This is a genomic window from Synechococcus sp. A18-25c, from assembly GCF_014280035.1.
Lineage (GTDB): Bacteria > Cyanobacteriota > Cyanobacteriia > PCC-6307 > Cyanobiaceae > Synechococcus_C.
In genome coordinates this window covers 2,157,801-2,179,211 of sequence record NZ_CP047957.1, presented here as the reverse complement: position 1 = coordinate 2,179,211, position 21,411 = coordinate 2,157,801, and the positions used below count along the sequence as shown (strand labels likewise).

Annotated in this window: 24 protein-coding genes; 15 read left to right on the top strand and 9 right to left on the bottom strand. The window is 53.7% G+C overall.

Annotated features, from left to right (window positions below):
• Positions 1-22: 22 nt before the first annotated feature.
• The 10 genes from pds to SynA1825c_RS11880 all read left to right on the top strand — a co-directional run bounded on the left by pds (position 23) and on the right by SynA1825c_RS11880 (position 10,744).
• Positions 23-1,444: a 15-cis-phytoene desaturase gene (pds, locus tag SynA1825c_RS11925; RefSeq protein WP_186469483.1), complete on the top strand. Its 1,422-nt coding sequence runs from the start codon at positions 23-25 to the stop codon at positions 1,442-1,444.
• Positions 1,380-4,094: an ATP-binding protein gene (locus SynA1825c_RS11920; RefSeq protein ID WP_186469482.1), complete on the top strand. Its 2,715-nt coding sequence runs from the start codon at positions 1,380-1,382 to the stop codon at positions 4,092-4,094. The genes pds and SynA1825c_RS11920 overlap by 65 nt, the downstream gene beginning before the upstream one ends.
• A gap of 5 nt (positions 4,095-4,099) precedes the next feature.
• On the top strand, positions 4,100-4,471 hold the full coding sequence (locus SynA1825c_RS11915) for a response regulator (protein ID WP_186469481.1): 372 nt from the start codon (positions 4,100-4,102) through the stop codon (positions 4,469-4,471).
• The gene (locus SynA1825c_RS11910) at positions 4,471-5,505 is read left to right on the top strand and encodes a response regulator (RefSeq protein ID WP_186469480.1); all 1,035 of its coding nucleotides are present in this window, start codon (positions 4,471-4,473) and stop codon (positions 5,503-5,505) included. Before SynA1825c_RS11915 ends, SynA1825c_RS11910 begins: the two co-directional genes overlap by 1 nt.
• 2 nt (positions 5,506-5,507) lie before the next feature.
• Positions 5,508-6,449, top strand: coding sequence for a phytoene synthase (locus SynA1825c_RS11905; protein ID WP_186469479.1), 942 nt, complete (start codon positions 5,508-5,510; stop codon positions 6,447-6,449).
• Positions 6,450-6,462: 13 nt separating this feature from the next.
• Entirely contained in the window at positions 6,463-8,076 is a 1,614-nt protein-coding gene (locus SynA1825c_RS11900) for a TolC family protein (protein WP_186469478.1), read from the top strand.
• A gap of 100 nt (positions 8,077-8,176) precedes the next feature.
• On the top strand, positions 8,177-8,944 hold the full coding sequence (locus tag SynA1825c_RS11895) for a MinD/ParA family protein (RefSeq protein WP_186469477.1): 768 nt from the start codon (positions 8,177-8,179) through the stop codon (positions 8,942-8,944).
• A 5-nt stretch (positions 8,945-8,949) separates the two neighbouring features.
• Complete coding sequence (locus SynA1825c_RS11890) at positions 8,950-9,219, top strand: hypothetical protein (RefSeq protein WP_186469476.1); 270 nt, start codon at positions 8,950-8,952, stop codon at positions 9,217-9,219.
• Between the two features lie 15 nt (positions 9,220-9,234).
• Positions 9,235-10,284, top strand: a complete 1,050-nt coding sequence (locus SynA1825c_RS11885; RefSeq protein ID WP_186469475.1) for an aromatic ring-hydroxylating dioxygenase subunit alpha — start codon at positions 9,235-9,237, stop codon at positions 10,282-10,284.
• Between the two features lie 43 nt (positions 10,285-10,327).
• A complete protein-coding gene (locus tag SynA1825c_RS11880) occupies positions 10,328-10,744 on the top strand; it encodes a VOC family protein (RefSeq protein ID WP_186469474.1) in 417 nt (138 codons plus the stop codon).
• Here the strand turns inward: SynA1825c_RS11880 and SynA1825c_RS11875 are convergent.
• From SynA1825c_RS11875 to SynA1825c_RS11855, 5 genes are read right to left on the bottom strand one after another with little or no spacing between them, the layout of a single operon-like run.
• Positions 10,717-11,919: an MFS transporter gene (locus tag SynA1825c_RS11875; RefSeq protein WP_186469473.1), complete on the bottom strand. Its 1,203-nt coding sequence runs from the start codon at positions 11,917-11,919 to the stop codon at positions 10,717-10,719. The genes SynA1825c_RS11880 and SynA1825c_RS11875 overlap by 28 nt on opposite strands.
• Positions 11,916-12,896, bottom strand: a complete 981-nt coding sequence (locus tag SynA1825c_RS11870) for an alpha/beta fold hydrolase (RefSeq protein ID WP_186469472.1) — start codon at positions 12,894-12,896, stop codon at positions 11,916-11,918. The genes SynA1825c_RS11875 and SynA1825c_RS11870 overlap by 4 nt, the downstream gene beginning before the upstream one ends.
• Before the next feature lie 11 nt (positions 12,897-12,907).
• Positions 12,908-13,627 carry an ATP-binding cassette domain-containing protein gene (locus tag SynA1825c_RS11865; RefSeq protein WP_255476959.1) on the bottom strand — a complete coding sequence of 240 codons (720 nt, stop codon included), beginning with the start codon at positions 13,625-13,627 and terminating at the stop codon, positions 12,908-12,910.
• 6 nt (positions 13,628-13,633) lie between these two features.
• Positions 13,634-14,833: an ABC transporter permease DevC gene (gene devC, locus SynA1825c_RS11860; protein ID WP_186469471.1), complete on the bottom strand. Its 1,200-nt coding sequence runs from the start codon at positions 14,831-14,833 to the stop codon at positions 13,634-13,636.
• The gene (locus SynA1825c_RS11855) at positions 14,830-15,732 is read right to left on the bottom strand and encodes an HlyD family efflux transporter periplasmic adaptor subunit (protein ID WP_186469470.1); all 903 of its coding nucleotides are present in this window, start codon (positions 15,730-15,732) and stop codon (positions 14,830-14,832) included. The genes devC and SynA1825c_RS11855 overlap by 4 nt, the downstream gene beginning before the upstream one ends.
• A 77-nt stretch (positions 15,733-15,809) precedes the next feature.
• Here SynA1825c_RS11855 and SynA1825c_RS11850 point away from each other — a divergent pair, with 77 nt between their 5' ends.
• Both SynA1825c_RS11850 and SynA1825c_RS11845 read left to right on the top strand, forming a co-directional pair.
• Entirely contained in the window at positions 15,810-16,328 is a 519-nt protein-coding gene (locus SynA1825c_RS11850; protein ID WP_186469469.1) for a cyclic nucleotide-binding domain-containing protein, read from the top strand.
• Positions 16,329-16,361: 33 nt separating this feature from the next.
• The gene (locus tag SynA1825c_RS11845; protein ID WP_186469468.1) at positions 16,362-16,541 is read left to right on the top strand and encodes a hypothetical protein; all 180 of its coding nucleotides are present in this window, start codon (positions 16,362-16,364) and stop codon (positions 16,539-16,541) included.
• A 79-nt stretch (positions 16,542-16,620) separates the two neighbouring features.
• Here SynA1825c_RS11845 and SynA1825c_RS11840 read toward each other — a convergent pair whose 3' ends face one another.
• Positions 16,621-17,049 carry an RNA-binding protein gene (locus SynA1825c_RS11840; protein WP_186471200.1) on the bottom strand — a complete coding sequence of 143 codons (429 nt, stop codon included), beginning with the start codon at positions 17,047-17,049 and terminating at the stop codon, positions 16,621-16,623.
• A gap of 64 nt (positions 17,050-17,113) precedes the next feature.
• Positions 17,114-18,343 (bottom strand): CCA tRNA nucleotidyltransferase, encoded by a 1,230-nt coding sequence (locus tag SynA1825c_RS11835; protein WP_255476958.1) that lies wholly within the window; start codon positions 18,341-18,343, stop codon positions 17,114-17,116.
• 49 nt (positions 18,344-18,392) lie between these two features.
• On the opposite strand from SynA1825c_RS11835, the gene SynA1825c_RS11830 reads away from it, so the two are divergent.
• Genes SynA1825c_RS11830 through SynA1825c_RS11820 form a run of 3 tightly spaced genes read left to right on the top strand, consistent with a single transcriptional unit; the run spans position 18,393 to position 19,845 of the window.
• Entirely contained in the window at positions 18,393-18,644 is a 252-nt protein-coding gene (locus SynA1825c_RS11830; RefSeq protein ID WP_186469466.1) for a Ycf34 family protein, read from the top strand.
• Positions 18,641-19,258 carry a tRNA (adenosine(37)-N6)-threonylcarbamoyltransferase complex dimerization subunit type 1 TsaB gene (tsaB, locus tag SynA1825c_RS11825; RefSeq protein WP_186469465.1) on the top strand — a complete coding sequence of 206 codons (618 nt, stop codon included), beginning with the start codon at positions 18,641-18,643 and terminating at the stop codon, positions 19,256-19,258. The genes SynA1825c_RS11830 and tsaB overlap by 4 nt, the downstream gene beginning before the upstream one ends.
• The gene (locus tag SynA1825c_RS11820; protein WP_186469464.1) at positions 19,258-19,845 is read left to right on the top strand and encodes a YdcF family protein; all 588 of its coding nucleotides are present in this window, start codon (positions 19,258-19,260) and stop codon (positions 19,843-19,845) included. Before tsaB ends, SynA1825c_RS11820 begins: the two co-directional genes overlap by 1 nt.
• On the opposite strand, the gene SynA1825c_RS11815 is transcribed toward SynA1825c_RS11820, so the two are convergent.
• Together SynA1825c_RS11815 and fabD are read right to left on the bottom strand one after the other, a co-directional pair.
• Complete coding sequence (locus SynA1825c_RS11815; RefSeq protein ID WP_186469463.1) at positions 19,824-20,507, bottom strand: 1-acyl-sn-glycerol-3-phosphate acyltransferase; 684 nt, start codon at positions 20,505-20,507, stop codon at positions 19,824-19,826. The genes SynA1825c_RS11820 and SynA1825c_RS11815 overlap by 22 nt on opposite strands.
• 2 nt (positions 20,508-20,509) lie before the next feature.
• Positions 20,510-21,406 carry an ACP S-malonyltransferase gene (gene fabD / locus SynA1825c_RS11810; RefSeq protein WP_186469462.1) on the bottom strand — a complete coding sequence of 299 codons (897 nt, stop codon included), beginning with the start codon at positions 21,404-21,406 and terminating at the stop codon, positions 20,510-20,512.
• Positions 21,407-21,411: the final 5 nt, after the last annotated feature.

Below are 21,411 nucleotides of genomic sequence, written 5' to 3'. Positions count from 1 at the left end.
TTTTCAACTTGTAATCAGAAGCATGCGCGTCGCCATCGCGGGAGCCGGTCTGGCAGGTCTGTCCTGCGCCAAGTACCTGGCTGATGCTGGTCACACCCCCATCGTGGTGGAAGCCCGTGATGTACTCGGCGGGAAGGTGGCGGCTTGGAAAGACGAAGACGGTGACTGGTATGAAACCGGCTTGCACATCTTCTTCGGGGCTTACCCGAACATGCTGCAGCTGTTCAAGGAGCTGAACATCGAAGACCGGCTGCAGTGGAAGAGCCACTCGATGATTTTCAATCAGCCTGAGGAGCCCGGCACCTACAGCCGTTTCGATTTCCCCGATCTGCCGGCACCGGTCAATGGTGTGGCGGCGATCCTGGGTAATAACGACATGCTCACCTGGCCGGAGAAGATCAGTTTCGGCCTGGGACTGGTCCCCGCCATGCTCCGGGGCCAGGGCTATGTCGAAGAGTGCGACAAATACTCCTGGACGGAGTGGCTGCAGATTCACAACATTCCGGAGCGCGTCAACGACGAGGTGTTCATCGCCATGAGCAAGGCGCTGAATTTCATCGATCCCGATGAGATCTCCGCCACCGTGGTGCTCACAGCCTTGAATCGTTTCCTCCAGGAGAAGAACGGCTCGCAGATGGCCTTCCTCGACGGTGCTCCACCGGAGCGCCTCTGCCAGCCGGTGGTTGAGCACATCGAGTCACTGGGTGGTGAAGTGCACCTCAACAGCCCCCTCCGTGAGATCAAGCTCAATGCCGACGGTTCGGTGTCGGCCTTCCACATCGGTGGTGTGAAGGGCAAAGACAGCTTCGATCTCACCGCTGACGCCTACGTCAGTGCCTTGCCGGTGGATCCTTTCAAGCTGTTGCTGCCTGAGCCCTGGAAGCAGATGGAGGTCTTCCAAAAGTTGGACGGGCTTCGGGGTGTGCCTGTGATCAACCTGCACCTTTGGTTTGATCGCAAGCTCACCGACATCGACCATCTGTTGTTCAGCCGGTCGCCCCTGCTGAGCGTCTACGCCGACATGAGCATCACCTGCAAGGAGTACGAAGACCCCGACAAGTCAATGCTCGAGTTGGTCTTTGCTCCTGCCAAAGACTGGATCGGTCGTCCCGATGAAGAAATCATCGAGGCCACCATGGGTGAGCTCAAGAAATTGTTCCCAATGCACTTCAGTGGCGACAACCCTGCCACCCTGCGCAAATACAAGGTTGTGAAGACGCCGTTGTCTGTCTACAAGACAACTCCTGGCTGCCAAGAGCTGCGCCCGGATCAAGCCACTCCGATTAAGAACTTCTTCCTGGCAGGCGATTACACGATGCAGCGCTATCTCGCTTCAATGGAGGGCGCTGTTCTGAGCGGCAAGCTCTGCGCCAAGGCTGTTGAAACATCACCGCTGGCTGAAAGCAGTGCCAAGGCTGATCGGCCTCAAGCTGTCACGGCCTGAGTTGATGCTGAGGCAACTTCAACAACGTTTGCTTGGCCCGGCTGAATCTCGTTCGGATCGTGTTCGCCGCCTCTCGCGGGCGTGGTTGTTGGTGGTGTCGTCACTGATTGCAGGATCAGTTGCTTTCACATTTGTGCGATTAAGAGCTCGTATCGCTGAATATTTCGATGAGCGTACTGAGCAGTTGGTCAGTGCCATCGATGCTCAACTGGATTTGATCGATAGTGACTATCAAAGGCAAACGTCTGCTGATTTGAATCTTGCTTTTCTGGCTATTTCTGGAGATACAGCTTCATCGAGCCGATTAAGCGTTGAAGAGAAAAAATCGATGCTCCGGTTTTTTGGCGAGCTTGACGTCAATAGCCGTAAAAAAATCGATGTCTTTCTGGATATTCTGAAGAAAGATATGGGCGCCGAAGCTACGCTCTTTGCGTTGGATGAATCAGGCTTTGTTCGTGTCGCAACGACATTGCAAACGGATTCGGGTGGTTCCATGGAAGGATCATTGCTTGATCCTCAAGGTGAAGTCTCCAAGAAACTACTTGAAGGGGAACAATTTTTTGGTGCTGGGGATTTTCTTGGTGAGCTTTACATCGCCAAAGCGGTTCCGGTTAAGAAGTTTGATGGGCAAATTGTTGGTGCAATTTCAGTTGGTTATCCTGTTCGCCAATTGAGTGAAGTTGGTAGGATCATCCAATCTTCGAAGATTGGTAATTTCGGATTTCTTGCGCTTGCTGATAGCAAAGGGAAAATTCTCTATGTAACAGAGGGGCGATCGATTGAAAAATCCCAAAGGATCATCGACACGTTTGCTTCCTCAGGACAGTCGATTATTCAAGACGTTAAAGTTGATGATTATAGAGTTAGTTCCTTTCTTTTTAAACCCTGGAAATATAAAATCTACGTCGCCTCCAGCGTTTCTGAGATCAATACCTTAACCGCTCGCGTGGTCACTGAATCAATGCTGCCGATTGTGCTTGTTTTGCTCTCGGTCATGGTTCTAACGATTTCGTTGGAGCGCTTGTTGAAAAGCGCATTGCTCGACGCCGAAAAGCTTCGGATGTCAGCAGAAGAACAAAGTGAACGCGCTCACAAAGCCAAAAAGGCTGCTTTCCTTGCCAGCCAGGCGAAAAGTGAATTTCTCGCCAATATGAGTCATGAACTCCGAACTCCGATGAATGCCATTATTGGATACAGCGAGATGTTGATTGAAGATTCTGAGGATCTAGAGCCGGAAGATTTTGTCGTTGATCTTGAGAAGATTCTTTCTTCCGGCAAGCATTTGCTTGGTTTGATTAATGGTGTGCTTGATCTTTCAAAGATTGAGGCTGGGAAAATGACCCTCTACATTGAAAATGTTTCGCTCAGAGACCTTTTCGAGGAGGTGAGTGCTACAGCTGCGCCACTAGCGCAAAAAAATAATAATCAATTTATTTGCGAAGCTCCGTCCTATTCAGATGATCTTGTTCGGTCAGATACGACAAAAATTAGGCAGGCTTTGATTAACTTGATCGGCAATGCCTGTAAGTTTACGGAGAATGGAACTGTCAGGCTCTCTGCTCAGGTTGAGCGTGACCAGCACGATGTGCCTTGGGTCCATTTCCGGGTTTCTGATACCGGGATCGGAATGTCCGAAGAACAACTTGAAAAGCTTTTTAAAGACTTTAGTCAAGCTGATGCCAGTACAACGCGTCGTTACGGGGGTACTGGTCTTGGTCTGTCGCTCAGCCGTAGGTTGAGTCGTTTGATGGGTGGAGACATCACGGTTGAAAGTGCTCTGGGCAAGGGGAGCACGTTCACGATGACAATCCCCCGTTACCCAGCGGCCGAATCACCAGCGCAGCTTGAACTTGATGACCCTGACAATGAGGGGGTGGATATGCAAGTCGTGGATCGCCGTGGGCGAGTCTTAGTGGTCGATGATGATGATCAATCCTTGGAGATGATCAAGCATTTTCTTCTTAAAGCTTCATTTGATGTTTTGAGCGCTCCTAATAGTGAGGCCGGTCTTGAACAAGCAAGGTCATGCGACCCGGATATTTTGATTGTTGATATTCATGCTTCTCAGCTCAGCGGTTGGGACATGCTGGCCAAGATTCGCGCTGATGAAAAACTGAAGACATTGCCGGTTATTGTTGTGAGCCGCGATGATGCCAAAGAGCTTTCGGTGATGCTCGGTGCAGCCGGAGCGCTACAGCATCCCATTGATTGGTCCCGCCTAACCCACATCCTTGAAAGGATTCGTTCAGGTTGCGATCACAACATGCAGACAGATGTTGCTCTGCTGGATGGATCGCCCCGTCTCAAAGTATTGGTTGAAGCATTGTTGAAGGAGCATCATTGGAATCTTCGCTCTTATTCTCACGAGGATCGTTTGCTGTCTGAAATCTCAGACGACACCCCTCATTTACTGATTGTTGACCTCTCTGGTGACGCAACGAAGTCGATGCAGGCCATTGAATCGATTCGTGTCAAATTTGACCCCAAGGCCCTTCCTCTTGTGGCAATCTCGGATAATCCTCTTGATTCTGACACCTTGCAGCGGCTTGAGGCAGTTGGATCACGTTGGCTGACTGTCAGTGGATCGAACGTTGATGTAATGCTTTCCTCAATTGAAGAATTGATGGCACTCTCTTTGGAGGACGACTAGGAGCAATGACGACCATTCTTCTTGTTGAGGACAACGAACTGAATCGCGACATGTTGTCGCGGCGGCTCACTCGGAAGGGCTTCGAAGTGCAATTCGCATTGGATGGTCAAGAAGCCGTTGACAAAGCCAAAGCGCTTATGCCTGATCTGGTTTTGATGGATATTGGCCTGCCCGTGATTGATGGATACGATGCGACGCGGGCGATCAAGTCTGACGATGCGACCAAGTCAATTCCTGTGATTGCTTTAACTGCCCATGCAATGGCAGAAGATCGGAAGCGATGTCTTGATGCTGGCTGTGATGATTTTGATACGAAGCCGATTGATTTGTCGCGACTTCTTGAAAAAATCCAATCGCTTCTCGGAGGTAATGTCTGATGGCTGCTGATCCAAGTGCTAAGGAGAACGTCGAATATAAGCTTCTTCGTCACGATCTCTATAACCCGATTAATCAAATTGTTGGCTACAGCGAGCTGTTGACTGAGGAGCTCGAGGCAGGAGAATCGATCGATCCTGATGATCTGGCCAAGATCGGAACATCTGCACGTGTCTTGCTTGAGATGATTCGTAGTCGATTAACGGAATCTGAATTGCAAAGTGAGCGTCATGAAGCCAAGCGTGATTCTTCGACATCAGTCATTCAGTTGAAAACTGAATCATCGCGTCGTCAGCATGATGAACGGAAGCCTACCCATCAATTGCGAAAAGGTCGAATTCTTGTTGTTGATGATGACCCATACAATCGCGACTTGCTTGTTCAAACCCTTTCAAGAGATGGCCACATCGTGTCGACTGCAGAATGTGGAGAAGTTGCACTCGACAAAGCCACAGATCAACCTTTTGATCTGGTGCTATTGGATATTCAAATGCCAGGTATTGACGGTAGTGAAGTGCTGCGTTTGCTTAAAGGAGCTTCTGCCACTGCTCAGATTCCAGTTATCATGATTTCTGGTTTGGAAGATATTGATGTTGTTGTGGAGTGTGTTGAATATGGTGCAGAAGACTACCTGCCGAAACCTTGTAACCTCACGCTTTTGCGTGCCCGAGTTGGAACTTCGCTTGATAAAAAATTTAGATATGACGAAGATCTTGCTCTTTATGAACATTTAAAGGCCACTCAAGCGACTATTCGCGCGCAGTTGATTGCAGCACAGAAGCTTGCTTCAGAGCTGTCGACTTCTGTTGATAATGAGGTCACACTGGAAAGGCTCCGTCAGCATTTCGCGTCCATGTCCTCGCTCCTTTTGGAGAAAGATTCTGCATTGCATGAGACAATCAAGAAGTTAGAGGTTAAAATCAGCCGCCAATCCGTCGCGACACAGGTCAAAGCCATCACTAACGATCCTGCTTTTAAGACGCTTTCAGAGCGAGCACGCCTGATGCGTCAGCGTCGCCATCAGAGGGGAGCTTGACCATGGTCTCGGCTTCATCCGTTTCAATGGTGGTGGCCGAAAACGGTCTTATCCCGTTGGATGAGGCTTACGAGCGTTGTCGTTGCGAAACCGAGGAATGGGCGAAGACCTTTTACCTCGGGACCATGCTCATGCCACCTGACAAGCGGCGGGCTATTTGGGCAATTTACGTCTGGTGTCGTCGAACGGATGAAATCATGGATAGTCCTGAAGCGATGAGCAAGCCTCGGGATGAACTGCTCAGTCTTCTGGACCAGTGGGAACGTCACACGCGGTCTGTTTTTGATGGTCAAGCAGTGAATTGGCTCGATCAAGTCATGGTCGATACGATCCAGCGTTTTGATCAGCCTTTGCAGCCCTATCTCGACATGATTGAAGGGATGCGAATGGACCTCAAGTGGACGCGTTATTCCACATTTGAAGAGCTCAAGTTGTATTGCTATCGCGTGGCAGGCACGGTTGGTCTGATGTCTGAACGTGTGATGGGTGTTGATCCTGGCTATACCTCTGCACCATGGAGCACAGGAGCCAATACGTCAGGAGCCGCTGTTGCCTTGGGTATCGCGAATCAGCTCACCAATATCCTCAGGGATGTTGGTGAAGATCGTCATCGCGGTCGTATTTATCTTCCATTAGAGGATCTTCAACAATTCGGTTATACGGAAGACGACTTGTTTAATGGTGTTGTCAATGATTCTTGGAAAAAATTGATGGCATTTCAAATTGATCGGGCTCGACAATGGTTCCGTCAATCTGAAGAGGGAGTGCGTTTCTTGGCTCCCGACGCACGCTGGCCTGTCTGGACGTCTCTACGCTTGTACCGCGGTATTTTGTCCAGGATTGAGCAAAATCAATACGACGTCTTCAACCATCGTGCTTATGTACCGAAGTACAGGAAGTTGATCGACTTGCCATTTTCTTTCCTGTTGTCTCAATCTCAATAGTGCTTTGTTTTTTGTGAACTGCTCTCGCTCTGCTTTTGCACTTTCGCTCATTTCAGCGTTCGCAATTTTGGCTCCACTTTCAGCCGTTGCTGAAGAATCAGATCTGCCTGATGCGATGCAGATTGAGGCAGTTTCGTCGACATGGCCTGTGGGAGATACTCCTCTTGTGCCACCCATTCCGCCAGCGACGCTGCAGCGCTTGGATATGGATACCGCTGTACAGCTGGCTCAGGAACGTAACCCAATCATCCAGGAAAAATATCAATCGTTTCGTGCGAGCCAAGATGAACTTGGTTCAGATTTTGCGACATGGTGGCCCACAATCAGCTTTGATTTCAACTTCGGCAACTATAACCAGAATTCTTATTACAATTATGCTGGTGCCAACAGTGGTATCGATACATCCATATACAGCGACTACACAGGTGGAAGTACGTCATTGAGTGACTTGCCTTCCTATTTGTTTGCTCGCGATTACACGAGTAGCTATTTACAAGGTGTTCAAACGCTCGACGTTAATTGGAAGCTTTACGATCCTGCTCGAGGTCCTCAGATTTGGAAGGGTAAATACTTGGTCAAGGAAGCGGGTAGTGATTACATCATCTCGCGCCGAGATTATTCCTTGATGACGCGCCAGGCGTACGTGAAGCTCCAGCGCACATTGGCTTCAATCGTGACGGGTCGTCAGTTGGTCGACAATGATCGACTGCTTCTGCAGTTAGCAGATTCGAGAAAGCGTCTTGGTGTTGCTTCACAGCTTGATGTCGCCAAACAGATCACTGTGCTCCGCACAGACGAGGTCAACCTTGTCAACGCAAAGCGTGATTCGTTAGTTGCGCAAGCGGAGTTGGCTCAACTTCTGAATGATCCACGTTCCATGGAGATTCAGCCCAGTGAAGCGTTGAGTCCTTTGGGATCGTGGGCTTCCTCATTGCAAGAAACCATTGACTCTGCACTCGAATATCGGCAGGTCATTGTCAAAAATCTCTCTCGTGTGAAGCAGAATGAGTTGCAAGCGGAGATTGATCTTGCAATTTACAGGCCAACGATTGAGCTTGTGAATTCCTTGTATTGGACGAAGAATCTTGGCTATCCAAATAGCGGTGAACCATACATCGTTGATACAGGCCGTAGTGATCTTTGGAACTCAGAATCTGTGTTGCAGATTACATTGACTGGCTTTGATGGTGGCCGTGCTCGGATGGATGCAGCGGCGGCGAGAAAGCGGGCTGCTGCTGCACAGTTAGCGGCTCGTCAGTCGATCAATTCCGTGATTGAGGAAGTCCGCGAATACTTTGCGCAGTCCACGGATGGTCGCGAGGCCGTTCTTGTCGCCTCAGGGCGAGTGCAAGCCGCTTCGTCGGCTCTCAAGTTGCAGTCCCAGAGGTTCAATGCTGGTTACGGCACGATTACAGATGTTGTTCAATCTCAGCAAGATCTCACGGAAGCTGTGAGTTCCTACATCGAGCAATTGGCTGATTACAACCTTGCCTTGGTCAATCTGGCCCGTGCTAGTGGCTTGTCCTACCAAAACGACCCAGACTTGCTCGCCCAGGTTGGTGATCCACTCGCTGCAGTTGGTTTGAGTTCCGTGCTGCAGAGGGCCCAGTCTGACTCTGACGACTGAATCTAATTTTAAGACCCAGGTTCAAAACGGTTCCTGGGCTGATATCGAGGTAATCTGAAGCCCGACTCACACCCCATTTCGTCCTCAGGGCGAATTGATCATGACGCAGATCATTGCAATTCATTCGTTCCGAGGCGGTACTGGTAAATCAAACCTGACGGCCAACCTTTCAACTGCGTTGGCCCTTCAAGGCAAGCGCGTTGCCATCTTAGATACTGATCTGGCATCCCCTGGGATTCATGTTCTGTTTGATTTTTCTCTCTCTGAGGGTGATCGATGTCTGAACGATTATCTGCAGGAAGATGTGCAAATCCGTGATTGTGTGCATGAGGTGACACCTGACCCTGTGAAGTCAGCAAGGGGTCGCATCTTCCTTTTGCCTGCTTCTCTTGACAGTGATCGAATTGCTCGTCTTCTGCGCGAGGGCTATCAGGTTGAAAAGCTGAATGACGCAATGTTCTCTATTGCTGATGACTTAAAGCTTGATTTTGTCCTTGTTGATACTCACCCAGGGATTAATGAAGAAACTCTGCTTTCTGCAGCTATTGCTGATCATTTGATCATGGTGATGCGTCCAGACAGTCAGGATTATTTGGGAACCGCGGTTGCGATTGAGGTGGCTCAGCGTCTTGATGTGATGAATATTCAACTTGTGATGAACAAACTCCCCAGTCAATTCAGTCGTGATGAGGTGCGTCTGCGGATGCAGGAAAGTTATGAGGTTTCCATCGGGTCAATTCTTCCTCTCAGTGAGGATCTTCTGACGTTGGCAAGTGGCGGTTTGGCTGTTCTTGAGTTTCCCAACCACGCCTGGACTGATGCTGTCCGTGACCTGGCGACCGTTCTACTCGAGTCTCCCGGCGATTGATCACTGTGGATCAACTGGATTACGATGCCCTTCCACGGACGCCTCTCACCATGGCGCTGATGGTGGAGCTCGAGCCTGCTCCGCTCCGACGCCTGCTGAAGAAAGGTCTTCGTCGGGGCCTCAGCACCGATGGGTTGCGTACTTGCCTTGACAGTGATTGGGGCTTCGACTTAGAGAGCGAATCTGCTTCCGAACTTCTCTGCGCCTTGCGTGAGCGTCGTTGGTTTATGCAGTCTCAGGACGCAGACCTCTGGAAGACGCATCTCGGTCCCTGATCCATCAACGTTTTCATGCAGCTGATCCGTGCTTGGTATGCCGTTGAGCTCTCTTCGGCAGTCTCCGAAGGCAGCGTCCAGAAACTCCATTTCCATGGCGAGGTTTTTGCGATCTGGAGATCCCTCGATGGCAAAGTCTCGATTGTTCCAGATCGCTGTCCCCACAAGGGAGCCAGCCTGAGTGCGGGCAATGTCGGTGAACAGGGTCTGTCATGCCCCTATCACGGTTGGTGCTTCCAGTCAGATGGGGATTGCGCCAAAATTCCCGCTCAGGGCGATGACAATCCAATTCCGCGTCGCGCAACACTGGGTGGGTTGCCCTGTCGTGAGCAGTATGGATACATCTGGATCTGGTGGGATCCCACAGGGCAATCTGCGGCTGATGACTTGCCAGCTTTGCCTGGTGTTGGCCCCATTCCAGAATCAGATGACAGTGGCTGGCGCTCTCTAGAAGGAACCGTCGTCTGGCAAGCCCATTGGTTGCGGGTGCTGGAAGCATTCATGGATCTAACCCATGCACCATTTGTTCACAGCGGCAGTTTCGGGGCGATGGCCCCTGATCAGTTGATGCCAGTGGATCAATGGTGTCGCGATGACAGCGTCTACGAGCGTGTGATTGCACCTCGCGATCGTCACTACCGTGCCGACCAAGGGCGTGGTCTGCGTGCCTGGTTCAACCAGGCGGATGAGAAGGGCGTTGATCAGGAGTCCGATGATGCTGGTGAACAGCACATCCAGCTCTGGTTGGCCAATGTGTCCTTGGTTCGGGTGGTCTTTGGTGATTTTCAGATTTCGTTGATGACCGCCCATGTGCCCATGGGTGATGGCACCACGCGAAATTTATGGCGTCACTTCCGTTCTTTCCTCCGCAGCCCACTTGCCGATGGCAATGCTCGAGGACGTGTGGATCGGTTCATGGCTGAAGATCAACGCACTGTTGAAACGCTGACTCCAGCCATGCCTGATCTTGATGGTCATGGGGATCTCTTGGTGGCCAGTGATGTATCGACCTTGGCTCTTCGTCGCATGCTTCGCCAAAAGCGTAACGATGGTCTGCTGATCTGATTTTAATTCTGCAGGTTTCTGATCTATCAACGAACACGAATCAATGACCAAACGTCTTCCAATTGAAGCTCTCGACCATGTTGCGCTTACGGTCAGTGATCCTGATCGTTCGATGCAGTGGTACCAGGACATTCTTGGTTTCAAGCCCGCATCGATGGAAGGTCTTAAGCAAGGCCCTCCTTACCTCCTTCGTGTGGCAGAAGGGAATTATTTGAACTTGTTTCCCTCTGATTCCGTTCCGATGAAGTCTGTTCCGGATCACAGCACTGTTGCCATGCGCCATGTCGCCTTTCGCGTGACTTATGAATCGATGGCCAAGGTTCAACAATCACTGGAAGAGCGAGGTCTTGCAGTGACGGGGTTTGATTATGGACCTCGTTGTCGCGCCCTGTTCATTTCAGATCCCGATGGGCATCAAATTGAATTGATTGGCTATGCCGAGGGTGTTTTCACCTCTTGAGGGTGAGTTTGTGAAGGGATCCTCGGCATCGAGATGAGTAGTGCAATGGCTCCAATCACCAGGTAAGCCTGAACTTGAAACGTCGCGCTGTAGCCAGCACGTTCGAACAACTGTCCGGCGAGCAGAGGTCCCACGAGGGATGTCAGGCTGACCACGGATTGGGAGAGCCCACCAAGCACACCCTGTTGATCTTCTGAAACGCACAGCGACATCGACGAGCGAAGCCCAGGTGTGCTGAGACCGACACCACCAGCAAACAGGAGTTGTGTGATGTAAAGACTGCTGCCTTGTTTGATCACTGAAACGCCAAACATCGCGATGGCAACCAGCGTGAGGCCGATCATGGACAGACGATCAGGTCGCAATCGCTTCAGCAGACGAGGGAGCAGCGCTCCCTGAACGATCACAGCCACGACTCCGACATACACCAAAACTAGGGACGTGGGTTGGGGTCCCCAGTTGAAGCGATCCTTTGCTGCGAGCACGAAAATTCCCGAGAATGCGCTGAAGCCGAGATAGAAGAGGAAATAGATGGAGATCAGTTTGCGCAGGCGGCCCGATCCGCTCGTCAGCAGAGGGTTGGGTTGGCGCTGTTGATCAAGCTCCGTTGGAGATTTGCGTTGACGTGATTCTGGAAGGTGGAGGCGGATCAGGATCACGTTGATGATGCAGAAGGCTGCCGCCACCACAAACGGATAGCGCGGATTCAATGCCCCGAGAGCACCTCCCAGCCCTGGTCCAATGATGAATCCCAGCCCAAGTGCAGCCCCGATGGCTCCGAACCCCACCGTTCGTTGGTCTCGGTCTTCAACGGCGTCGGCCACCATTGCTTGTGAAACCGCAAAGACGCCTGATGAGGCACCGTTCAGAGCTGAAAACAGCAGCAACATCGTGAGTGAAGTGGAGAGCCCCTGGCCAATCAGTGCAAGGGCACTAATGCCGACTGCGACGGTGAGGATTCCACGACGACCCCAGCGATCTGAGAGCCGGCCGATCACGGGGGCACCTAGAAACTGAAGCCCGGAATAGGTTGCTGTCACACTGGTGACGGCGATTGCATTGAAGGATCCCGTCAGCTGATCCACAAAGAACGGAACAACAGGGAGAAGCAAGCCAAAGCTGGCGGAGTCGACGGCCACCACCAAGCAGAGAATGATCAAGACACGCTTGTTCATTCGGGTTCTCCTGTGGTGTTGCTGATTGCGGTGCAGAGCATATTGATCAGGATCGGGTTGATCTGGTCAGGGGCTTCGTCATGGGGGCAGTGGCCCAGGCATGGGACTGTTTTCAGTTCATAGACACTCTCAAAAGCCGTCCATCGTTGGGCCTGTTCCACCGGCTCCCAGGGATCAGCTTCTCCCCAGATCACACGCACAGGCGTTGTGAGCCTCTCAAGAAGCTCAGGTGCAAGGTGATCCTGGAACAAGTTGATAAAGCCTCGGAATGATTCCAGCGCTCCCGAATCTGTGGTTGCCCGATGGAGAACGGACACCAGTTGGTCATCGACGCCTGCTCCGGTGGGATAAGCCAGTTCCAAAACTTTGCGGATGATGGATGGTCGCGCGAGGCTGCGAAACAAGGGACCGGTGATCCAGCGTTGTCTCACCAGTTGTTTGAGCAACGGTCTGCCCAGTGCACGGAATGGCGGTTGTTCTGCCACACGTTTGTCGTCAATGGCGCGTTGAGCGCAGTCGATCAGAACGACACCTTCTGCGGGTGTGGATCGGGTCTCAAGCATTTCAGCTGCACGCAGTGCGACGACGCCACCGATGGAGTTGCCGACAAGCTGCACGTTTTGAAGTTTGTAAGCGTCGAGAAAGCTCACCACCTGCTGAGCCCATAAATCGATGCAATAGAGCGTGCTGCCGTCAACTTCCGGCTCGGATGCAAGTCGGGATTGAGGCTTATCGCTTGACCCAAATCCCAGAAGATCGACCGCTGCCACATTGAACTGCTCTGTCAGTGCTGAGACGTTGTGGCGCCAGTGCTCCTTGCAAGCCCCAAAGCCATGGATCAGCACAGCGGTTTGGGCATTGGTGGTGTTTGACGTTCTGACGAAGCTGATCCTGTGATCGCCCCAGTTCCACTCATCCAGCCACTCTTGAGGATAAATGGATGCTGCTGAATGGGATGTTGTGTCCTGAGCTGGCATGAGATCTTGTGTTAGTGGGCTGAGCTGTTTTTGGATTCATCCCAAGGATTGATGCGGCCGTCTTCGATGGCCCAGATACGATCAGCATCTTTCAGAAGACGCAGATCGTGGGTGACGAGAAGCACAGCACTGCCTCGATCGCGTGCAAGTTTGCCGAGCAGTTCAACCACGTCCTGACCAGACTGACTGTCCAAGGATGCTGTTGGCTCATCAGCCAAGATGAGATCAGGCTCTGGTGCTAAAGCCCGTGCAATCGCAACGCGTTGACGCTGACCACCGGAGAGCTCTTCTGGGTAGTGATTGAGTCGATGGCTGAGTCCGACGGCTTCGAGTAATTCACAAGCTTTATCACGACGTTTCTGCGGATTAGCTTCAGTGAGCTGAAGCAGAATTTGCACATTCTGCAGAACCGTCAGTGACGAGACGAGGTTGTGGCTTTGAAAAATAAAACCAATGCGACGTCGCGTCTGCATTAGCACGTCTTCACTGGCTCCGTTCAATTCTTGGTTGAGAACCTGAATGGACCCTTCTTCGACGGATCGCAAGGCTCCAAGCAGCGTCAAAAGCGTGCTCTTCCCACTGCCTGAGGGCCCCACAAGCAGTGTGATTTCACCGCTGTAAACATCAAAATTTAAGTTGTGCAGAATTTCTGTTCTCAGCTCGCCTTTCCCATAGCTGTGGCAGAGATTTTGAGTGCTGATGACGGGTTTCATCGTGATGTCGTCGTGCATGTGGCGTTAGAAGACGGATGCGGGGTCGGCATCACTGAGCTTGCGGATCGCGATTGCAGAGGCAATGGCGCAGGTGCTGATGGTTAAAGCGCCAACCAGTAGAGATTTGTCAGGCGTCATTTGCAGTTCAATGCCTGACACAGCACTCAAACCTGCGTAAAGAGCTGCACTCACAATGGTCGCAGGGATGAATGCTGACACGCCCAAGAGAATGGCTTCTTGAATCACCACGATGAGGATGAATTGGCTTGAAAAGCCCATCGCCTTCAAGGTTGCGTATTCCTTGAGGTGGTCGCTGACATCGGTGTAGAGAACCTGGTAAACAACGACACCCCCTACCAGTAAACCCATAATAGTTCCGAAACCAAAGATGACGCCGAAAGATGAAACATTGTTCCAGTAGTCTCTTTCTTGCTTAATAAGCTGCGGCTTCGTCAAAACTTGGATTTCATCGCCGTAGAGCGCGCGAAGATCGGCCTGAACTCTCGGAACATCAGTGGGTTTGTCGACTCGAATCAGACCTAGGGAAATTTCGCCAAGATTGATTTGTCTTGATGCAAGCTGTAGCGCTGTTGCTTCGCTGCCAATCAGATTGCTGTCGGCGACGAAGGTTGAGCCAAGTGAGAATAAGCCTTTGATTCTGAACGTCTTTTCAAAGTCTGATGAGATCATGTCGAGAGGCCCGTCAGCTTCAAAAGTTTTCCCAACTGGACCTGTCTTAATCCTTGATCCAAGGGTGTCGAACAGAACAAAACCAGGAGTCTTCAGTTTGCCGCTTTGGTCATTAATGGCTTGGACATTCAGAACCTGGAGATCAGGGTCGTATCCAATCATCCGAAGGGATGTTGGCTTGATCCCGTCGAGTTGTTGTGCATTGATGTTGGCGATATAAAGCGGAATGGTTTCGCGAATGCCTTCGATGCCCAGTGCTTGAAAAAGCTGTGATTGAGGAAACTGCTGAAAACTGCCGCTATTCACTGTCGCAGGGCTAATCAGCACGAGATCTGTTTCAAGTGCGTTGTAGAACTTGGTGGCGCTTTTCAGAAGGCCGGATTGAAAGCCAAGCTGCATGTACATCAACAAAGCGGCAAATCCGATTCCCGTGACGGCAACCAAGTAGCGCACTGGTTGTCGTTTGAGTTGCAGCCAAGCTAGAGGTAGGTCGTTGAGATTTAACCTCTGAAACCAAGATGTGATTTGGCTCATGGCTTGAAGCGAACGATGACGTTCAAGCCGCTCAGATTGGACAGCTGCTGTTGGTATTCAGGGGCGATGTCAAGTTTCACAAGAATGACGCGAGCATTGACATCGTTGTTGGCTGCTACTGCAAATAAGTCTCTCTGGGATACTTTGCCGATAATCGATTTCAGCGTGGCCTGCACTTCACCTTCAAAACCTCCGGTTTCGGCTTTGACGGTTGCTAATTGGCCAATGCGCAATCGATTGACGTCGGTCTGAAAAACCTGCGCCCAAACTTGCATCGAATTGGTGCGGCCGATGACTGCTAATCCTTCATCGGTCTGCTTCATTCCTGGCCAGCTGTAGATCCTGATCAGCTGACCGTCGAGCGGAGAGCGAACCTCCGCTGACGACAATTGGCTACGGGCCTGCTCGACGGACGCCTTAGCGGCAGCGACGTCAGCTTGCCGTTCCAGGATGCTGGCGGTGGTTTTGGCCAGTTCTTCCTCAGAAATGGCACCGTCCTGGAAAAGTTCTTTGCCGCGGTTTTGGCTGACCTTCAAAAAGGGCAACAGCGCACCTGTCGACTTCAATTTGGATTCAGCTTGTGCCAGTGCCGATTGCAATTCGTCGTAACTGCTGAGTCTGACGAGCACTTGCCCCTTGGTGATCGTGTCGCCCTCGCCGACAAACCAACGCTTAACGATCTCATTCCCACCAGCGGTTCCTGCCGGAATGGAAAGAGGAACAAGGCTTCCCTCAGGTGTCAGACGGCCGAGCGCTGTGACTTCTTTGGGTTGGCTGACAACCGGAGGAGGGCTGGGCTTTGGCTTGAGAACGCTCCAGCCGATGGCACCAGCAGCGACAACCCCAGCAATGATGAGACCTTTTCGGAGTGCGTGGCGATTGTTGGGCTGGCTCGCCATCGTCGGTCCTACGTCAGGTTTGGCGCAGCACTTTAAGCTATGTCTGGATAAGATGGGCGCCGCTTTGGTCCTCGGAAATGCGCAAGTTCGCTGTCGATAAAGGCGACTACATCTACCACTCGGAAGATGCCAGCAGTGCCATCTATCTCGTGAAAGCGGGCATGATTGAGATGACAACGCAATATCCCGAGACGGGCGAAGGCGTCGATTCAACCCATGGCCCCGGGCATGTGTTCGGAGAAGTTGAAATTATTGATAGCCGTCCTCGAATCGCCAGCGCCCGCGCTGCCAAAGCCTGTCAGCTCATCGAGATTCCCAGAGAGGAGCTCATGGAAATTCTCTACGTCAAGCCAGAGAAAAGCTTGATGCTTGGGAAATCAACGTTCGAGCACCTAAAGGCGCTGTATGACGATGCTTCTCTGGATTCTGACCTCGAACGTCTTCGCGAGGAGATGCACGTCAGCATTCGTGATGCCGTCGTGGCCCATGAATCTCGCGTGGTGAAAAGCCACAACGGTATGGCTGCCATCGCCGTGCCGATTATTCTGCTGGTGCTCTTAGCTGGCGCGTCTTACTGGTTCTTCCATCGCGCCTAGTCGGCTCACCATTTGTCCCTTGTCAGCGAAACGATGCCTCGTCAGATCCCCAGCGATGCCGAAAAGTCGAAAGCCATTGATGAGTTTCGCGCCGACCTGCAAGAGGCAGTCGAGGAAGGTGTCGATGACCATGAATCCAAGATGACCAAAATGGGTTTTCTGTTTCTTGGGATTTTTGTTGGTGTGATCGGAATCGCCGCCTTGCTTCCTTGAGCTCCCCCAAAAAATCCCATAAAAAAAGCAGGTCAGTGATGGCCTGCTTTTTGATGGAGGGGTTCACTCGTCTCGCTCGTCAGACAGCGGTTTTCTGATTGGCCAGAAGATCTTTGAGCTTTGAAAGTTCGCCAGCCCAGCGTGGGTCAGGGGCTTCCTCAGCTTTGGCATCACTGTGAACAACCTTGTTCACGGCTTTGCGCGCGGAGCCCGGTGCGTGGCCGTTGTTCTGACCCCGGCGACCGCCGCCAGCGTTGTTGTCGCGCCGCTCAGAACGCTCGACGCGAAGAGCATTGCCTCCGAACTCCTTGCCGTTGAACTGTTCAATCACGGCATCAGCGACCTTCTCGTCGTCGATGTTCGCGAAACCAAACCCGCGACAAGCGCCGGTTTCGCGGTCGAGAACGGCCTTGAAGCGAATCCCCTCCCCGACGTTGGCGAGCTGAGCTTCAAGCTCTTTGCTCTCAAAATTCTGCGGCAGATTGCCGATGTAAAGACGCACGCTCATGAAACGGGGAAGGGGAAAGAAAAACTGCGTGTCAGGCCGATCGTTGTCGTCGCTGCAAGGGCAGTTAATCACAGGACCCATTCGTAGCGGTTGAAACCGAGTGATGGGAAAGCCAGGATCGCGCTGCGCTGAGCGCCTGCTCGCGGTTAGTGAGACGACCATACGCGCGCTCTAGGGTCAGGTGTCTGATCAGCGCGCCCAAGATCGGCCCTGGAGTCACTTTAAGGTCTTGCTGGAGGCTGTTGCCATCGATCGGTGGTCGTGGATGGAATAGCGGGTCCTCAGGATTTCTCCAACGCCTTAGCCAGTGCTGTTGCTCAGGTCCCGGCAGGGTGAGAATGAAGGCTGGGAGATCGTTTTCAAGATCTTGATGAAGCTTGAGTCGATCCTGTTCCGACAGCTGATCGGGATGGACGCAGGGCTCTTGTCCCAGCGTCTGCGCCCACCAATGGCGAAGCCGCTCACATCGATGCATTTGTTGACGGCTGCAGCGGAGCTGCTTAAGTCCAGCGTCTGTCAGCAGGGCCGTGAGTCGAGCCAAGGGAAGTGCTTGATCGCGTTCGTTGGCTGTCAGCAGTGCAGAGCCAGCGCTGACCGCTTCTGAACCCTGGGAGAACGCCATGGCGTCCCTTGTGCTCCAGGGGTGCAAGAGGTCTATCTCCCTTGCGGTTCGAATCGCGCAATCTGCGGCGGGTGCCGCGACCAGTCGGAGCACTTCGGCCTGAATCCTTTCGGGGGCTGCATCTTTGAGCAACTCTCGGTTGCGCTGAATCATTTCCAGCGTCCGTGAGTCCATCGTCATGTCGAGTTCCGCCATCAGCCGAATCCCTCTGAGCAGTCTCAGGGGATCGTCTTGAAGGTTTTTCTCCTGAACGGCGACGATCCTGCCCTCCCGCAGATCCTTCAGTCCTCCCGTGGGATCTTGCAGACGAGGGATCGCGTCGTCCAGCTTGAGACCGATGGCGTTGAGGCGGAAATCGCGTCGGTTCAGATCCTCGTTCAGCGTTGCACCGTCTTGTCTGGCCAGGTCGATGGTCCATCCCTTCAGGGCGACGCGAGCCATGTCTCGTCCGGCATCCAGCACGATGCAGGCTCCTCCATGCTCCTCAGCCAACCGGCGCGCACTGGCGAGAGCCTTTTCGGGAACGATGAAATCAAGATCTGGAGTGTCGGGCAGCCTGCCGAGCAGCCCGTCGCGCACCGCGCCTCCCACCAGTACAGCGCCGGTTGGAAGCTGGTCGATACCCAGCGGCCAGCGTTCTGGTTGAAGACTGCTCCAGAGCTGAGAAGCCATCTGGGTGAGGTCCCCCGTCAGAATGGGTGCCGATCCGGAACGGGGAGGCATGTGCATTTGCGTGGACTGCCGCTGGGTGGACCGATGCCAGGCCTATCACGCGGTGGAGAGGCAGCATGGTGCCCCTCACCTGGCGGAGACCCCGGATCTGAAACCCGTTGATCCCAGGATTCACATCAGTGTGATGGATCTCCCTGATGCACAGGTCGGCGTTGAGTGGGATGTGCGCGCCTGTGGCTCGTTTGAGCGTGATGCCGGCCGCTGGCTTCGGCTCAGGCCAGGACAGGAGTTGCCGCGATGAGCGAGTGGTTGCTAGCCCTGCACAGCTCCACGGAAACTCTCGGGATGGCTCTCGTGGATGCGCGTTTGTCCATCGATCATGCCCAGGTGCAATGCCGCTCCTTGGGGCGCGCCCTCACCAATGAACTGGTGTGCTCTGTTCAGGACCTGCTGCCAACTCAGCAGTGGTCGCAAATCACCAGATTGGCTGTCGCTACCGGACCCGGAGGTTTCACAGGCACCCGTCTGACCGTGGTGCTGGCGCGGACCTTGGCCCAGCAACTCAATGTTCCACTGCATGGCATCAGCAGCTTTGCGTTGATGGCCCCGCGACTGTGCCGAGCGCTGCCAGAGTCTGAGCGAAGCAGTCCATTCTCCATCATTCAGACGTTGCCCCGGCGGGGGCAGGTGGCAGGCCGCTATCGCATCGTTGATGGGATGGCAGATGAACTTGAGGTGCCGCGATTGCTCGGTCCTGATGAGCAGCCTTCTCCTGCTGTATCCATGACGGTGGATGTACCGGCGGATGTGTTGCAGCTACTGCGCTGTTGCCGTTTTTTCCATGACGCGCAGCGTGCCGGTCCCTGGGATCCAGTGCTCCCGATCTATCCCACGTCCCCAGTGGGCACGGTTTGATGGCTCTGGGCGGCCGCTCGTTGTTGTTGTGCTCGGCTTTTCTACTGGCTGCAGGCGTGGCAGGTCCGTTGCGCCCTTTCCTGGAGGCTGCGCTAACCAACCATGAGCCCCAGCGCATCCTGGTGTTAGGAGGTGATGCCGATCGAGAGCGCGTTGGCTTAAATCTTGCCCGCCGCATGAACCTTCCACTTGTGGTGAGCGGTGGGACCAATCCCGAGTACGCCCAGTGGTTGATGCAGGATGCTGGACTTGAGCCAGACCGTGTTCGTCTCGATTACCGCGCGCAGGACACCCTCGGCAATTTCACGTCGCTCGTCGACGAACTTCACCGTGAGGGTATCCGTCATCTGCTGCTGGTGACCAGTGCAGATCACCTGCCTCGTGCCATGACCGTCGGTGGCATCGTCGCCGGGAGCCGTGGGATCCGTTTGACAGGGATCCCTGTGAGCTGTGCGGACCACTGTCGCGAAGAAGGCCTGGGCAAGCGCGTTGGCGATGGTTTGCGAGCGGTGGCTTGGGTCGCAACTGGCAAAGATCTCAAACCTTTGGCGCGCCTTCACTGGCCTCAGGTGTTTACGGAACCCTGATCGAGCATCGCGTTGATGCGACGCTGCAGTTCGCGTGTGGTGGCTTCGAGGTCGGGTTTACGTCGGCTCGCAGGAGGCGGCACGGGTTCCCCGATGCGCAGAAACAGCGGCACCAGCCGAGGAAGGGTTTGCCCGCTACCGAGGGCACGATGGCTGTTCAAGATGGCAACGGGCAGGAGAGGTGCGCCGGATCGCGCCGCCAGCAGAGCCGCGCCTGGCATGGGGTTGTTGACCCGGCCATCGGGCTGACGTGTGCCGTCAAGAAACACGCCAATCGCCCAGCCTTCCTGCAGCTTGGCGGTCGCGGTGCGGATCGCCTCCCGATCGCTTGCCCCTCGGTTGACGGGGTAAGCACCACAGGCCCGGATCAGTCGACCCAATAATGGAATTCGAAACAGTTCGGCTTTGGCCATGAAGGCCACTGGTCGTCCGAGGCCATGACCCAGCAAGGGTGGGTCTAGGTGGGAGCCATGGTTCGCCACCACCACGAGCGGACCGTGCATTGGCACGCGCGTGTTGCCAGTGGTCCGTCCCCGGAACACCAAACGGAAGAGGGGAAACACCAGCAAGGCGCTCACCAGCCGGTAGACAACACTTGGAGACGGTGCTGACAGCCCCTCGAGGGCAGCCGTGTTGGCGGTCGTGATCTTGGAAGTGCGCACGCTCAAAGGCCGAGATCGCCGGCATTGGCCAGCTGATGGCTGGTGACGCCGCGCATTGAACGCTTTGCGAGGCCACTGAGCACGTTGCCTGGGCCAATCTCCACCAGGGTGTCGACACCTGCGGCTGCAAGGGCTTCCATCGTTTCTCTCCAGCGCACACCGGTGGTCATCTGCTGGCGCAGTCGTTGTTTGAGTTCGCTGCCATCGCTGCTGGGCGTGGGATCGGTGTTGCTCAGCACCGGCATGCGCGCATCGGCAAACGTGAGCGTGTCGAGATGCGCTGAGAAGGCCTCAGCCGCATCAGCCATGAAGGGTGAGTGGAAGGCGCCTGACACCGCAAGGGGGATGGCCCGTTTGCAGGTGAGTGCCTCGCTGACACTGCCGACAGCCTCAGGACTGCCGGATAGAACCACCTGGGCTTCGCTGTTGTCGTTGGCAATCACCACATCCGCTGTGTCGGCTACAAGCGCATTCAGTTGATCGCGGTCAAATCCGATGACCGCCGTCATGGCACCTCCACCTGCAGTGGACATGAGTTCGGAGCGGCGCTGCATCAGCTCTAAGCCCGTGGCGGCATCGAAAACGCCCGCGGCATACAGCGCCACCAGTTCGCCCAAACTGTGACCTGCCACCAAAGAGGGCTCACGGCCCTGGCGCACTAGCTCATCGACGATCAGGGATTCGACGACGAACAACGCTGGCTGGGTGTTGCGGGTGTCGTTTAGATCCGCAGGTGTAACGCTCTCACCGGCTTCTCCTTTGCAGATGGCGAGGAGATCCCTTCCCAGACGCTGGGATGCCAGATCGAAGCGCTCTTCGGCTCCGGGAAGGCTCAGGATCGAATCGGCCATGCCGATTTTCTGAGACCCCTGACCAGGAAACACCCAGGCTATCGACATGCACT